At 63.2% G+C, this 13,373-nt stretch carries 14 protein-coding genes; 5 read left to right on the forward strand and 9 right to left on the reverse strand.

Annotated features, from left to right (window positions below; translation table 11 throughout):
- The first annotated feature begins 71 nt into the window (after window positions 1-71).
- From ACM0PB_RS09300 to ACM0PB_RS09315, 4 genes are read left to right on the forward strand one after another with little or no spacing between them, the layout of a single operon-like run.
- A complete protein-coding gene (locus ACM0PB_RS09300) occupies window positions 72-1,478 on the forward strand; it encodes a TolC family protein (RefSeq protein ID WP_065179655.1) in 1,407 nt (468 codons plus the stop codon).
- Complete coding sequence (locus ACM0PB_RS09305) at window positions 1,471-2,484, forward strand: HlyD family secretion protein (protein WP_005415763.1); 1,014 nt, start codon at window positions 1,471-1,473, stop codon at window positions 2,482-2,484. The genes ACM0PB_RS09300 and ACM0PB_RS09305 overlap by 8 nt, the downstream gene beginning before the upstream one ends.
- Window positions 2,469-3,656, forward strand: coding sequence for an ABC transporter permease (locus ACM0PB_RS09310; protein WP_005415762.1), 1,188 nt, complete (start codon window positions 2,469-2,471; stop codon window positions 3,654-3,656). Before ACM0PB_RS09305 ends, ACM0PB_RS09310 begins: the two co-directional genes overlap by 16 nt.
- Window positions 3,653-4,780 (forward strand): ABC transporter permease, encoded by a 1,128-nt coding sequence (locus ACM0PB_RS09315; RefSeq protein WP_065196523.1) that lies wholly within the window; start codon window positions 3,653-3,655, stop codon window positions 4,778-4,780. Before ACM0PB_RS09310 ends, ACM0PB_RS09315 begins: the two co-directional genes overlap by 4 nt.
- A gap of 44 nt (window positions 4,781-4,824) precedes the next feature.
- Here the strand turns inward: ACM0PB_RS09315 and ACM0PB_RS09320 are convergent, their stop codons facing one another.
- From ACM0PB_RS09320 to ACM0PB_RS09350, 7 genes are all read right to left on the reverse strand, one after another.
- Window positions 4,825-6,117, reverse strand: a complete 1,293-nt coding sequence (locus ACM0PB_RS09320; RefSeq protein WP_185807363.1) for a hypothetical protein — start codon at window positions 6,115-6,117, stop codon at window positions 4,825-4,827.
- A 225-nt stretch (window positions 6,118-6,342) separates the two neighbouring features.
- On the reverse strand, window positions 6,343-6,711 hold the full coding sequence (locus tag ACM0PB_RS09325) for a glycine zipper 2TM domain-containing protein (protein ID WP_341923485.1): 369 nt from the start codon (window positions 6,709-6,711) through the stop codon (window positions 6,343-6,345).
- 165 nt (window positions 6,712-6,876) lie between these two features.
- A complete protein-coding gene (locus tag ACM0PB_RS09330) occupies window positions 6,877-9,099 on the reverse strand; it encodes a methyl-accepting chemotaxis protein (protein ID WP_065196525.1) in 2,223 nt (740 codons plus the stop codon).
- 210 nt (window positions 9,100-9,309) lie between these two features.
- A complete protein-coding gene (locus tag ACM0PB_RS09335) occupies window positions 9,310-9,702 on the reverse strand; it encodes a hypothetical protein (RefSeq protein ID WP_065196526.1) in 393 nt (130 codons plus the stop codon).
- Between the two features lie 143 nt (window positions 9,703-9,845).
- Window positions 9,846-10,100, reverse strand: coding sequence for a hypothetical protein (locus tag ACM0PB_RS09340; protein WP_138952904.1), 255 nt, complete (start codon window positions 10,098-10,100; stop codon window positions 9,846-9,848).
- Window positions 10,101-10,155: 55 nt separating this feature from the next.
- The gene (locus ACM0PB_RS09345; RefSeq protein ID WP_065196528.1) at window positions 10,156-11,037 is read right to left on the reverse strand and encodes a DUF2628 domain-containing protein; all 882 of its coding nucleotides are present in this window, start codon (window positions 11,035-11,037) and stop codon (window positions 10,156-10,158) included.
- 180 nt (window positions 11,038-11,217) lie between these two features.
- Window positions 11,218-11,697 carry a hypothetical protein gene (locus tag ACM0PB_RS09350; RefSeq protein ID WP_155760280.1) on the reverse strand — a complete coding sequence of 160 codons (480 nt, stop codon included), beginning with the start codon at window positions 11,695-11,697 and terminating at the stop codon, window positions 11,218-11,220.
- A 29-nt stretch (window positions 11,698-11,726) separates the two neighbouring features.
- On the opposite strand from ACM0PB_RS09350, the gene ACM0PB_RS09355 reads away from it, so the two are divergent.
- The gene (locus ACM0PB_RS09355) at window positions 11,727-11,918 is read left to right on the forward strand and encodes a hypothetical protein (RefSeq protein ID WP_065196529.1); all 192 of its coding nucleotides are present in this window, start codon (window positions 11,727-11,729) and stop codon (window positions 11,916-11,918) included.
- A gap of 18 nt (window positions 11,919-11,936) precedes the next feature.
- Here ACM0PB_RS09355 and ACM0PB_RS09360 read toward each other — a convergent pair whose 3' ends face one another.
- Both ACM0PB_RS09360 and cdiI read right to left on the reverse strand, forming a co-directional pair.
- The gene (locus ACM0PB_RS09360) at window positions 11,937-12,281 is read right to left on the reverse strand and encodes a DUF596 domain-containing protein (RefSeq protein WP_065196596.1); all 345 of its coding nucleotides are present in this window, start codon (window positions 12,279-12,281) and stop codon (window positions 11,937-11,939) included.
- A gap of 674 nt (window positions 12,282-12,955) precedes the next feature.
- On the reverse strand, window positions 12,956-13,327 hold the full coding sequence (gene cdiI / locus ACM0PB_RS09365; protein ID WP_141239355.1) for a ribonuclease toxin immunity protein CdiI: 372 nt from the start codon (window positions 13,325-13,327) through the stop codon (window positions 12,956-12,958).
- Window positions 13,328-13,373 lie beyond the last annotated feature (46 nt).

Consider the following 13,373-nt stretch of genomic DNA (forward strand, 5'->3'; position numbering starts at 1 on the left):
CCGATGACCGCAGACTCGGGCTTCACGCCGCGCGCACTACCGTTTGCGCACTTCTTTACCACTGGGACGGCATGGGCGTGATCGGCCGACGTACAAGGATGCACCGCGCGAAGGCCGCGCTGGCGCTGGTGCTGGCGACCTGCCTGCCAACCGCTGCGTCCGCGCAGAACAGCAACGACACCCCCGCATTGGACTGGGAACAGGCACGCCAACGCCTGGAGCAGGTCTCCGATGCGCTGGCGGCGGCTGATGCAGCGGTACGCAACAAGCAGGACCTGCAGGACGCCACGCGCCTGCTGCGCCTGCCGGAGATCACCGGCGAAGTACGCCGCCTGCAGTTCCAGAAGACCCTGACCCTGCCACTGGGTTCGCTGGCGCCCGTGGCTGAAGCCTTCGGTATCGATTCGCCGCTGTCGTTCACCGAGCGCGACTGGCGTACACGCCCGGTAGTGACCGCGGTGCTGCCGCTGTACACCGGCGGCGTGATCCCGGCCGCGCAACGTGCGGCCAGCGCCGCCCATGAGCAGGCCAACGCCGAGCGCGAGGCACAGCGCCAATCATTGACCGTGCAGCTGGCCCAGGCCTACTTCGGCCAGCGCCTGGCCGAGCAGGCGGTGGACGTGCGCCGCGACGTACGCGACGGCCTCAACCGCCACCTGTCCGATGCAGAAAAGCTGGAGCGCGAGGGCTTCGCCACCCGCGCCCAGCGCCTGCAGGCCACCGTGGCCCGCGACAAGGCCGAGCGCGAATACCAGAAGACGGTGAACGATCTGGCTACGCTGAAGGCCGCGCTGGCCACGCTGCTGCGCAGTGGTGGCGAGGTGCAGCCGGTGTCGCCGCTGTTCGTGCAGCGCGTGCCGATGGAACCGGTGGCCAGCTTCGAGCGCACGGCGCAGGCGCGCCAGCCGCAGATCGCGCGCTTGCGCGCGATGGTGGCGCAGGCCGAACAGGGCGTGCGCGTGCAGCAGGCCAAGCTGAAGCCGCAGATCTTCGCCTTCGGCCAGTACGACTTCCGTCGCCGCGACGAGATGCTGACCGACCCGGACTGGGCGTTCGGCATCGGCCTGAAGTACACCTTCCTGTCGCCGAACTCGCGGCCGGCGCAGATCAGCGCCGCGCGTGCGCAGCAGGACCAGGCCGAAGCGGGCCTGCGCGAGGCCGAGAACCAGGTCGCACTGGGCGTGCGCAAGGCCTGGAACGAACTTGAGACCGCGCGCCAGCAGTTCGTGCTGCTCGACAGCAGCATCGCCCAGGCACAGGAAAACCTGCGCCTGCAGGAGCTGGCATTCCGCGAAGGCCAGGCCACCTCGCTGGATGTGATCGATGCGCGGCTCGGCCTGGGCGGCGCCCGTGTCGAGCGCGCACAGGCCGCCTACCAATACGACATTGCGCTGGCACAGTTGCTGGAGATCAGTGGACAGATGGACCGTTTCGAAGAATTCCGGCGGCGTGCGGACGAGGTGATGGACCATGAGTGATGTGCTGCACGACGATGCGACGACGCCCCCCGGCAAGCGACGGCTGGGACCGATCCTGCTGGTGGTCCTGCTGGTCGCGGTGGTGCTCGGCCTGTGGCTGGCCTGGCGCAGCCCGGCCGACCAGATCCAGGGCATGGCCGATGCGGACACGATCAACGTGGCCGCCAAGATCACCGCGCGCGTGGCCGAGCTGAAGGTGCGCGAGGGCGATCGCGTGCAGCCCGGGCAGGTGCTGTTCCTGCTCGACAGTCCCGAAGTGGCCGCCAAGGAACAGCAGGCGCACGGCGCATTGGCCGCTGCGCAGGCGGTGGCCGACAAGGCCGATGAAGGCGCGCGCAGCGAAGACATCCGTGCCGCCGAAGCGAACTGGAAGCGGGCCGAAGCCGGCGCGACGCTGGCCGAAGCGACCTACCAGCGCGTGCAGAACCTGTTCAACGAAGGGGTGATGACCCGGCAGAAGCGCGATGAAGCGCATGCCCAGGCCACCAGTTCGCGCGAACTGGCCCGCGCCGCCCGCGCGCAGTACGACATGGCATTGGCCGGCGCCCGCGAGCAGGACAAGCGCGCCGCGCAGGGCCAGGTACAGCAGGCGCAGGGCGCGGTGGCCGAGGTCAACGCCGCGCGAGCAGAAGTGGAAGGACGCGCGCCGGTGGCGGGCGAGATCAACAAGCGCATGGCCGATCCGGGCGAGCTGGTGCCGGCCGGCTATCCGGTGTTCACCCTGGTCGACATCGACCGCATGTGGGTGGCGATGAACCTGCGCGAATCGCAGATGCAGGGCCTGAAGGTCGGCAGCAAACTGCAGGGAAGCGTGCCGGCGCTGGGCCTGGATGGCGAGTTCGAGGTCTACTTCATCAATCCGGCCGGCGACTACGCAACCTGGCGTACCACCCGCCAGTCGTCCGGCTATGACGTCCGCAGCTTCGAGGTGCGGGTGCGCCCGGTACGCCGCATCGAGGGCTTCCGCCCCGGCATGAGCGTGCTGTTCGCATGGCCCCAGCACTGAGCCCGGACCGCAACGGCTTCGCCGCTTCGTGGCGGCGCGAGCTGCAGTCGCTGCGCGGCAACCGTGCCGACCTGCTGCTGGTCACCTTGCTGCCACTACTGATGCTGGTAGTGATGGCATGGATGTTCACGCCGTCGGTGATGCGCGATATCCCGATTGCTGTGGTCGACCTTGACCACAGCAGTGACAGCCGCCTGCTGCTGCGCATGCTCGACGCCAGTCCCGGCGTACGCGTCGCCAGCCAGCCAGCGGACCTGGAGGAGGCACGTTCGCAGCTGCGCAGCCTGGACGTGTTCGCCATCGTGCTGGTGCCGCGCGATGTCACCCGGCAGGCGCTGCGTGGGCGCCAGGGCACGGTGTTCGCCTATTACAACGCCACCTACATGACCACCGGCCAGTCGGCGTCGCGCGACATCGGCGACGCGGTTTCCGCATGGAACGCACGCCTGCTGCGCGAGCGCATCGGCCTGCAGGTCGGCCCGGGCAAGCTGCGCGCGGCGCCGATCGCGGTGCAGTCTGACATCCTCTACAACCCGGCTCGCAGCTACGAACTGTTCCTGCTGCCACTGATCTTCCCGGCGGTGCTGTCACTGGTACTGGCACTTGCGGTGGCCGGCAGCCTCGGCCGCGAGATCCGCGATGGCACCCTGCCCGCCTGGCTGGCTCGCACGCCGTGGTCGGCGATTGCCGGCAAGGTCGCGCCGTACCTCCTGCTGTTCTCGCTGTATGGCGCGCTCGGCATCGGCTACCTGGCGTGGCTGCGCGGCGATGGTGTGGCCGGCAGCGTGCTTCTGCTGCTGCTCGCGCAGCCGTTGTTCTACCTGGCCACGGCCGCCTACGCGCTGTTCTTCGTCGGCGTCACCCGCGACATGGGCACCGCGTTGTCTGCGGTCGGTCTGAGCATCGGCACCGCGCTGGCGTTCTCCAGCGCTACTTTCCCGGTGCTGGACGGGCCGTTGTTTACCCGCGTCTGGCACCAGCTGCTGCCATTGAGCGCCTACATCAAGCTGCAGACCCAGCAGCAGTTCATCGGCGCGCCGCTGCAGGTTTCGGCATGGCCGCTGGCTACGCTGCTGTTGATGACGGTGGTGGCCGGTGGCATCGGCGGCCTGCGCCTGATCGCCTTTGCACGCACGCCTGCCGCCGCACAATCCGCAGGGGCTGACGCATGAGCATGCTCTGGCGCAGCCTGCGGCAGACCCTGATGGCGGTGCTGTGCGACCGCTACGCGATCGTGGTGATGGTCGGTGCGGTGATCCTGTATTCGTTCTTCTATCCAGCCGCCTACCGGCACCAGGTGGCCGGCAACCTGCCGGTGCTGGTGGTGGACGAAGACCATAGCGCGACCAGCCGCGAGCTGCTGCGCAAGCTCGACGCACTGCGCGTTGCGCGCGTGGTCGGGCAACCGGCGGACGTCGACAGCGCACGCGAGCAGCTCGAAGCCGGCCACGCCGAAGGCATCGTCGTGATCCCGGCCAACCTGGAGCGCGACATCCTGCGCGGCCATCCGGCCAAGCTGGTATTGCTTGGCAACGGTGCCTACCTGGGCCGCGCCAGCTGGGTGCTGGGCAGCGTAGCTGATGCGCTGGGTGCGTTCGGGCGTGATGCGGTGGTCGGCCAGGCCGCCTTCATGGGTGCGCCGCAGGCACCGCCGGTCACCCTGGTGCAGCGCCCGCTGTACAACACGCAGGAAGGCTATGGCAGCGCCATCGTGCCCGGCGTGGCCGAGCTGATCGTGCACCAGACGCTGTTGATGGGCATCGGCGTTCTGCTCGGCGGCCGCCGCCTCGCACTGGGCCGGCGCCTGCGCTTCGACCTGCCGACGCTGGCCGGCATGGCGTTGGGCTTCGGCCTGATCGGCCTGTTCGGCCTGTTCTGGTACGCCGGTTTCACCGCCTGGGTGCAGGACTATCCGCGCGGCGGCAACCCGATGGGCCAGCTGCTGGGCGGCACCTTGTTCATCGCCACCACCGTGGCCTTCGGCCTGTTCGTCGGCAGCTTCTTCCGCACCCGCGAGCGCGCCTTCCAGTACATCATCGCCACCTCCATCCCGCTGTTTTTCCTGGCCAACCTGTCGTGGCCGGCGGTGATGACGCCGCAACCGCTGGTCTGGCTGGCACAGCTGCTGCCGACCACCTCGGGCATCAATCTGATGGTGCGCCTGAACCAGATGGACGCCCGCCTGGCCGACGTCAGACACGAACTGATCACCCTCACCGTCCTGCTGCTGCTCTACGGCAGCCTCGCCTCCTGGCGCCTCCTCGCCCAAAAGGGGACGGAGGGAATTAAGTCGTAAGCGGCCTGTTCAAGCGGCGCGGCATGGCCGCTTTGATCCAAGGTTCAGGGGTCCGGGGCGTACCAGAACGGGATGCGGAACGCGCGGCGCCGTCCGGCCCCCCGCTCGCCGCCTGCAGCATTCCACACCAGCTCCAGGTCATGGCGTCCGGGTGCGAGTCCCCGGGTAGGCAGGTACCCCACCAGGCCCCGCATATCCAGGTCACGCCGCTCCATGGGCACGAAGCCATGCAGGTCGACCGGGGTGCCGTCCAGCTTGACCAGCCAGAGCCGGGAAAGGCACTCCACTGCGGCATTGGCGGCCTGTTGCCCGGTGGCCTCATTGCGCGCGTCCGGAAGTGCGGTGCAATGCTGGCGCGCCAGCGGATTGTCGCGTTGCGGGCGATGCGGAATGAACAAACGAAGCTGCGCACCGCTGATCGTGTCCGACGGGATCATCGGGTACGGCAGCAGCTGGTCATGCGCCGAACGCATCGATTCGTAATGCGCACTCAGCATGCCGTGCTCAACCGCCGCTTCCGTGACGATCTGGTAACGGTTGAACAGCGAGAACTTCAACGACGCCATCACCTGCACGGCCGCCAGCAGCATCGCTACCAGCACCGCGAACAGGTAGGCCGCCATGAACGAGCGCGAGCGCAGGTTGCTCTGCATGGTCAGCTGCATGGTCTGCATCAGGCGCAACAGCGGAACCCGTTGCAGTGCCGCCAGCATGCCCTGCAGCAGTCGCTGCGGTCGCTCATGGGGCCGCCCGCGCGCCTGCCGCCGCGCCACGATCTTCTCCAGGATCCCGGGGGTAACAGCCAGCGCCAACATTGCGGCCAGCACGGTGCACAGGGCGAGCATGGCGACATGATCGGCGCCACCGGACAGCGCGCCGATCACCATCGACACACCAAGCGTCAGGACGGCCAATACCAGCGTGCCCGCCAATGTCTGTACGGCAAGCAGGGTGGTCGAGAACAGCATCGTCGCCAGCCGGTCGGCACGTTCGATGCTGCCATCTAGGCCTCCGTCCCGGGCCTGCAGGAAGGCGCGCGTGACCGCCCCCATTCTTGGCAGGCGCCCCCAGTCAATGCCATCGGGGAAATGCGACCTGAGGCCGATCAGCCCGATCCAGTAGCCGCGCACCGTGAGATGGATGATCAAGGCCACTGCCAGCACATAGCACATGCCGACACTGATGCTGAAACCGAACCAGAGCATCTGGAAGTACATGCCTTCGGTGTGCAGGCTGCTGCGCGCCCAGGCGTCGAACAGATAACCCGGCACAGCCAGCAGCGCGAACGCCAGCAGGCCCGAAATGAAGAGCTCGAGTTCATCGGTGCGATCACGCACCCGATGGGGATGGGCAGTCGCTTCCGGTATCGGGTCCTGCCTTGCGAGCGGTGCCGGTTGGGGAGCTGGAGCCGATTCGTTCACTGAACATTCATCCGTTGAGTCGGCGCAGTATAGGCACGACGCCGGAGTCAGCGATACAGGTCCGGAACGAAGAACGCCGGCGCGGGGCCGGCGTTCGAGTACTGCGATGTGTAAGGGGGAACGGGCGCTGCCGGCAACCGATCAACGATAGACGCGCTCGCAACGGCGCTCGACCACGCGGTCGCCGTTCTTCTGCTGGCTGTTGCCCTGGATCTGGCGACCGGCCGCACCACCGGCCACGGCACCGGCCACGGTAGCGAGCTTCTTGCCATTGCCGCCGCCCACCTGGTTGCCCAGCAGGCCGCCGATCAATGCGCCCGTGGCCGTACCCGCAATGCGGTTCGGATCGCGCGAGTTGCGCTGCACTTCCACGTTCTTGCAGACCACGCGGCTGCCGTCGTTGAACTTGCGTCCCTCATCGCGCGGGCCATACGTCTGCGCGCCGGCCACCGACGAAGCCGCCAGCAGGGTGCCCAGCACAAGCAATCGGGTCGAGGTCTTCATGGCCATCTCCTGAGTTCCGGTATGGCGCAAGTCTCCTCCTGCGGTCGGCAACCGGAAGTGAAATGCGCGTGTCCGCCACCTCATCGGCCATCGCGCGTTCAGGAAAAAAGTTGCGCCCATCACGATCAGCCATCGTGATGGGCGCCGTCTCCCTAATGGCGCGCCACGCCCCTAGAACTCTTCCCAACCACCGGCATTGGCAGCCAGTGTCGGCTCGATGCGCGGCGACAGTGCCGCCGGCCTGCGCACCGGAGTAACCGTCGCGGCCACCGCAGCCAGGGCCGGACGCACGGGTGCAGCCGCGGTTGCCGCACCGGTGCGGAACACCGATACCGCCTCGGCCAGCAGGGTGGCCTGCTCCGCCATGGAGCGTGCCGCCGCGCTGGCTTCTTCCACCAGCGCCGCATTCTGCTGCGTGGTTTCGTCCATCTGCACCACCGCCTGGTTGACCTGTTCGATGCCCGAGCTCTGCTCCTGCGACGCGGCAGAGATCTCGGCCATGATGTCGGTCACGCGCTGCACCGACGCCACGATCTCACCCATCGTAGTGCCTGCCTGGCGGACCAGCGCCGATCCATCGGCGACCTTGCCGACCGAATCCTCGATCAGGCCCTTGATCTCCTTGGCCGCGCCGGCTGAGCGTTGCGCCAGTGTGCGCACCTCACTGGCCACCACCGCAAAGCCCCTGCCCTGCTCGCCGGCACGCGCGGCTTCCACCGCCGCGTTCAAGGCCAGGATGTTGGTCTGGAAGGCGATGCCGTCGATGACGCTGATGATCTCGGCGATCTTCTTCGACGAGGCTTCGATGGCCGACATCGTGGTGACCACCTGGCCGACCACCTCGCCGCCCTGCGAGGCGACACCGTGCGCGCCGATCGCGAGCTGGTTGGCCTGGCGTGCATGCTCGGCGTTCTGCTTCACGGTGGAGGTCAGTTCCTCCATCGACGCCGCCGTCTCTTCCAGGTTCGCCGCCTGCTGCTCGGTACGCCGCGACAGATCGGTGTTGCCCGAGGCAATCTCGCCCGCTGCCAGGTTGATGCTGGACGCACTGGACTGGATGCGGCCGACAATCTGCTTGAGCTGATCGACGGTGGCGTTGCAGTCATCGCGCATGCGGGCGAACACGCCGTGGAAATCACCTTGCATGCGTACGGTGAGGTCACCGCGCGAAATAGCCTGCAGCAGCGTCGACACCTGTACCAGGTTCTCGTCGGTGGTCTGCATCAGACGATTGAGCCCGGCCACCATGTCGCGGAAATCGTAGGCGAAGCGACCTTCGTCACCGCGCAGGCTGAAGTCGCCTGCCGCGGCCGCTGTCGCCAACCGGCGGATCTCGCTGTTGATCGCCGACAGGCTGGTCTTGGTCTCGTCCATTGCCTGGGTGATCGCCGCCTTCTCGCCCGGCAGCGGATCCATGTCCACCGACAGGTCGCCACGGGCGTAATGCTTCATCACTTCGATCAGCCGGTTCTGCACTTGCACGTGCGAGCCGACCAGCGCATTCGTCTCGTGCACCATGCGCCCGTAGTCGCCGGGGAAGGCACCTTCGTCCATGCGATAGCTGAGGCTGCCTGCATCGTGCTGACGGGCCAACTCGCCCTGCGCCGCCATCACCGACTGCAACTGCGCCTGCATGTGCTGCATCGACCTGAGCAGCTGCGTCACCTCATCGTTGCCGGACGCGTCGATGCTGTTGTCCAGCCGCCCGTTGGCGATGCCGTCGGCCAGCTTCACCGCACCTTCCAGCGGGCGGGTCAGGCTGCGGGTGATGGCCCACGCGGCCAGCGAGCCCAGTATCAGGCTCAGCACGCCGAACACGATCGACAGCGTGCCGGTCCAGGATTCGGTTGAACGGTATTCCTCGCGGCTGCGCGCGGTCAGTGTCTCCTGATGCCGCAGCAGGGTCGAGATCGTCTCGTTCCATGCGGTAGCCAGTCCGTGCTCGGCGAGCAGTTCCTTGGCCGCACCGTCAAAATCACCCGCCTTCATGCGCTCGTGCAGATGCTGGGTGGAGGCGTCTGTCGCCTTGCGTGCCGCGTCGATTTTCGCAACCAGGGCATCGCCGGTGGCGTCGCGTGGAATCTTGATGTACTTGGCCCAGATACCATCGTAGGTCTGCGACAGCTCCTGCGCTTTCTGATAATCCTTGTCGAAATCCTCGCCGCGCTTGATCACCATCAGCCTGCGGTGCATCAACACTGCGTTGTTGGTATCCAGCATCTCGTTCAACAGCCGCATCTTCACCATGTTGACGTCCACCACTTTCGAGAACTGGGCAGACTTCAGATGGTTTCCGTACAGCGCCAGGCCGACGATGGCCACGATGAACAGCAGCAGCAAACCGAACCCGGCACCCAGCCGGGATCCCACTCGGAGGTTGCGTAAGGCGAGCATCTCAATTCCCTTGATCATGGCCGTATGATCGATGGCGGCGCAGGCAAGGGAAACTTTATAGGGCGATATTATTATATCGATCCAAAACTCTGGAACTGTGCAGACAGGTGTGAAAGCGGGCGACCCACGAGGGCGTTATATCCAGAAGGCATATCGCCACGTGTACCGAGAATAGGATAAGGCCGGGGCCTGCCGCCCCGCTATCTGGCATTACAGGGCAACAGGCCCCGGGAAGACCAGAGCCTTCCCGAGACTTGCCGCATAGACGCTCTCGAACTGGAAGGAGAGCACAAACTGGAACTCGCACGTCGCGGCGTAACGCTTGATGAAGTGGCATATTTCCTCCCAGGCACGTTCAAACCCGCTCGCGCGGAAATGAAACGAGCCGAGCAGGCCCACCTGCCACGAGGCCTCAATCCCTTCCGCTACGACAGCTTCCGGCGGGTCGACGATGCCGAACCCGAAGCCAGTGTTGGATGCTGGAAGATATCCACGCAGACCGTCAGTACCGTCGGAGTACTCGGCCTGGATCGAATCCAGGGCGTGCAGCACGGCACCCAGATCGGCACCGGCTTCGACTTCCAGAAACAGCGAAATGCTCATTATCGAACCATCAATCTGAAGCCAACAGCTTCATGACTCGGCATGGCCGCTTTCGTCTTCGGCTTCATTTCTGTCCTGAAGAATTCCTGATTCATACGGACTACCCCTGCCCACCTCACCCATGGGAGCTCGCAACAATCCGGCTACCGCTTCAGATCAGTGTAGGTAGCACTCATATCCTTTATGCCCTCCTCGCTGTTCCCCATGGACGCTCTCACCGCGTCCAACCAGTCCTCCCACGCACCTGGATCCGTGGGGCTTCGATCCTCCTTAAGACTCCAGCCAAGTGAACCCAGCAGCCCCCCGATCTCATCGCTGGGGCCGCGGGAATAGTCGATCTGGAGGAAGTAGAACATCGCCATGTAAGCTTCCTCGATCGTCAAGAGCTGTTCTTTCACCAATAATCTCCCTGCATGCACCATTTCCAGAGCGACTCTCGCCGGATGTCAGCGATCACAATCCAATGAGGGTATGCCGGTTGAAGAACCGCATCTTCCCCTCGATCGTGAAGTCCGTGCGCCTGATTTCACCCAGCATCATCTCGCGTTGGGCGTCGTTCAACGTGCACGGCTCCAGAACATTGGCCTCCAGCACTCGCCCCGGGGGCGCCAGTCGCAGCTCGACAATGCAGGCATTGCCCTCGATGGGGACACCTGCTGGCCACGCCGTCATTGTGATCGCACGCATTTGCTCCTGGTACGCCACCCGCTCTGCTTCCTCCATCTGCGGGTCCGGCAGATACGGCGGGTTCGCCGCCACGTGCACAGCAGACTGCGTGGGCGTTGGCTCTGATATCGAACCAACGATCAGTTTGATCAGGGTGTTCTGTGAGGCCGTTACCGCCAAGGCGATCACCAGAGCGGTGTAGCTGACACCACCAGCCTTCTGCAGCTCAAGGTGCCGCCGATGTGCCCCGCGATGCTCGGCATCAACCTTGCGGACAATCCTTCGGCAATGCGACAGGTACAGCGGATTCGCCAGAATTCCTGCAAGTACGCGAAACACCAGGAAAGAGAGCAAGGACAACCATGGCAGCCCCAGCAGCACGAAGGTGGTCATCAGCAACGGCGAAAGGATGAACCAGATCGCGCCCCACGCATGCATGCGCCGGAAGAAGAACCAGAGTGACGAGAACAGGAATGCCGGCCAGTTCCATCGCCTTGGCGCCCTGCCGCTTGCTTCGTACAGCCTCCAGTGACGGAGATAGGCGCGGAACCTGTCACCTACCACGATCGCCAGTGCTTCCTTCTCGCTCAACCCATCTGAGGTTGCATCTGTGCTCTGCACCGCTTCACCGACGGCGCTGCCGAAGGTGGGTTCAATCCTTACTTTCATTATCCTCTATCCAAACTCGCCACGAAACTAAACCTTGCTCCAGGCAGGCTCCTCTGTCACCTCAACATGAGGCCTACTGCGGCCGGCAAGAATCTCGACTTCGAATTCACAACCGAATTCAAGATCCTCTTGCATCGCCCGCCCCACCCCATTCAATCGCTATTGCCATCAGAGAAGCCGCTACCCAAACCCCTGCGACCTAACCTTTCCAACCGACTCCATCCACTCAACCCAGACAGCGGCATCATTCAGGCAACTGGAATCATTTAAAGGCGACGTGAGACGCCCAATAACTTCGAACAGTGGAAGACCCTCACCGGATCGATCAAAAATCGCCTCGAGGAATACCAGCATTACTGAGAACGAATTCAGCAACGTCAAACACCCACCCGATGAACTCATTTGTGCGACACAGAATTCAGCATTAAGTGCGCCCCCAGCGGTGTTGACCTCTGCAAACGCGTCGCGCCAGTCATCCCACATTACCGGATCGTTGGGCAGGTCATCTGCCCACAAAAAAGAGCGCGCCGAAGATAATAGATCAACAAGAGCGTCCTGATTACTACCCCTATCCAAATAATTTTGCAGGAAAACGCACATCAACACATATGCAGCCTGAACAGAAATTTCTTTGAAATCTCCCATATCACCAACACTCATCCCGCCCCCTCTCTTCTGAACCGGCTCACATGCGCACTGCAAACACCATTGGCAATCAGCTGGCTGGTGGCCGTCACCGTACCTGCGGCAGCCGCCGTCGCCTGCCTGTCCATCAGCAAAGTGCTTGCATCAGCAATGCCTTCACCGCGCGCTGCGCTGGTATCGATGTTGACGCCCAGCTCAGCCGCCAACATCTGTTTGCCATCGATGGTGAGGTGTGATCGATTTGGACTGGAATGCTACGTCCAATGCTCACGGCCATCTGCGCCAATCCAAACCAAGCCCGCCGGAGCATCGATCAAGAACCAAAGGCCGAATCCATCAATATCATCTTCGCCAGGACTCTCAAGCCATGCCTTTGAGATGAACAACAATTGTTCCCGCCAGTCACCCTCCAAGGTCCTCCCGTCCGATGCGAGTTTTACTTTCCGCTCTCTCAGCAAACGCCCCATCAACTCAAAGAACGCGCCCCTCCTTCCAGAAATCCCAACATCCCCCATCTCCATCGTCATGTGCTGCCAGACGGCACCAAGAGACAACCCAAACGAAGAATTCATCACTGCAGAATAGACTTCATCCCTCATTCTAGCCTCACCCCTACTTGCCCCCATTACCTATCGACTTGTCCCGCACATCAGTCGCCCAACTCGCACCAGATTGCGCTCGCCTGATCCCCTGCGTGGAAGTTGTTCTCAAACAAGTTCCTGGCAATCCTCACATTCAACACGGTCCCCGCCAGATCCTGCCCGACAACCCACCCGCCAGCGCTCCCACCGCTTTAGAGAGCGCCAGAACCGCCTCCGTTTGAATCATCGAACAGTCCAAGCTCTCCGGGCCACGAACCCATACTTGTACGAAACAGCCGCATTCACAAACGCCTGACACGCAGGGCTCGCCGAGTTCGCTGTACAAACCGAGAGCAGCTCACAGTCCATTCGCTCCGACAGTTGCTTGGCAACGTCACGCACCATCTTTTGGCATGACGTGTCGCTGCCATACTCGTCGAGTTGCTGCTTCATTACTCGAGCTTGATCCTCAGCAAGGAAGTTATTCTCAACCGAGTTCTTGGCAATCCCCGCATTCAACGCGATCCCGGCCAAATCCTACCCTAAAGCACCCAATAAGTTTCTGGCGATGGCACAGGCACAGCGAGCTCGCCAGTAATGCGTAAGCAGACGGCTCATCAGCGATGGCAACAGCGCCAGCCACAGCGCCCGCATCAACGATGCTGCAATCATCAGCAGGGCCGCAGTCTGGATTAGCCATTTCCCAGCTCATTCCGGCACAGCATTGAGCGAACGTACTCAGCCGATCCCGGAGTTCTTTCTATATACTTGAGACATGCCATACCCAGGTATCGACTAAACTCTTCATCACTAACAATCACAACGTCCGGGTCATACTTGAGCCCATATGAAAATTCCACCCCAGAAAAGTGATCATCCACGTCGAAGCTACTATTATCTGGGAATCTACAGTCAACATCATCGGTGCCAAAACCCCAGCCCCTTGATAAACACTCGAGCATCTGAATAAACACTCCCGAAGAATAAATCCAATCAAAGTAAGCAAAAACCACCCAATCAGAATCCCTCTTATCCATCCAAGATCCAAACAACTGATCACTCATACCAACCTCACTTAGGGTGGAAATTTTTAACTACACCGGCATCATC

The sequence above is a fragment of the Stenotrophomonas sp. AR029 genome (assembly GCF_047520695.2).
In the GTDB taxonomy this organism is placed as follows: Bacteria; Pseudomonadota; Gammaproteobacteria; order Xanthomonadales; family Xanthomonadaceae; genus Stenotrophomonas; species Stenotrophomonas sepilia.

What these genes read in the sequence shown, in the direction of transcription:
- ACM0PB_RS09300 (WP_065179655.1), top strand. Translation starts at nt 72, where the DNA reads ATGGGCGTGATCGGCCGACGTACAAGGATGCACCGCGCGAAGGCCGCG.
- ACM0PB_RS09305 (WP_005415763.1), top strand. Translation starts at nt 1,471, where the DNA reads ATGAGTGATGTGCTGCACGACGATGCGACGACGCCCCCCGGCAAGCGA.
- ACM0PB_RS09310 (WP_005415762.1), top strand. Translation starts at nt 2,469, where the DNA reads ATGGCCCCAGCACTGAGCCCGGACCGCAACGGCTTCGCCGCTTCGTGG.
- ACM0PB_RS09315 (WP_065196523.1), top strand. Translation starts at nt 3,653, where the DNA reads ATGAGCATGCTCTGGCGCAGCCTGCGGCAGACCCTGATGGCGGTGCTG.
- ACM0PB_RS09325 (WP_341923485.1), bottom strand. Translation starts at nt 6,711, where the DNA reads ATGGCCATGAAGACCTCGACCCGATTGCTTGTGCTGGGCACCCTGCTG.
- ACM0PB_RS09330 (WP_065196525.1), bottom strand. Translation starts at nt 9,099, where the DNA reads ATGCTCGCCTTACGCAACCTCCGAGTGGGATCCCGGCTGGGTGCCGGG.
- ACM0PB_RS09335 (WP_065196526.1), bottom strand. Translation starts at nt 9,702, where the DNA reads ATGAGCATTTCGCTGTTTCTGGAAGTCGAAGCCGGTGCCGATCTGGGT.
- ACM0PB_RS09345 (WP_065196528.1), bottom strand. Translation starts at nt 11,037, where the DNA reads ATGAAAGTAAGGATTGAACCCACCTTCGGCAGCGCCGTCGGTGAAGCG.
- ACM0PB_RS09350 (WP_155760280.1), bottom strand. Translation starts at nt 11,697, where the DNA reads ATGAGTGTTGGTGATATGGGAGATTTCAAAGAAATTTCTGTTCAGGCT.
- ACM0PB_RS09355 (WP_065196529.1), top strand. Translation starts at nt 11,727, where the DNA reads ATGCGCACTGCAAACACCATTGGCAATCAGCTGGCTGGTGGCCGTCAC.
- ACM0PB_RS09360 (WP_065196596.1), bottom strand. Translation starts at nt 12,281, where the DNA reads ATGAGGGATGAAGTCTATTCTGCAGTGATGAATTCTTCGTTTGGGTTG.
- cdiI (WP_141239355.1), bottom strand. Translation starts at nt 13,327, where the DNA reads ATGAGTGATCAGTTGTTTGGATCTTGGATGGATAAGAGGGATTCTGAT.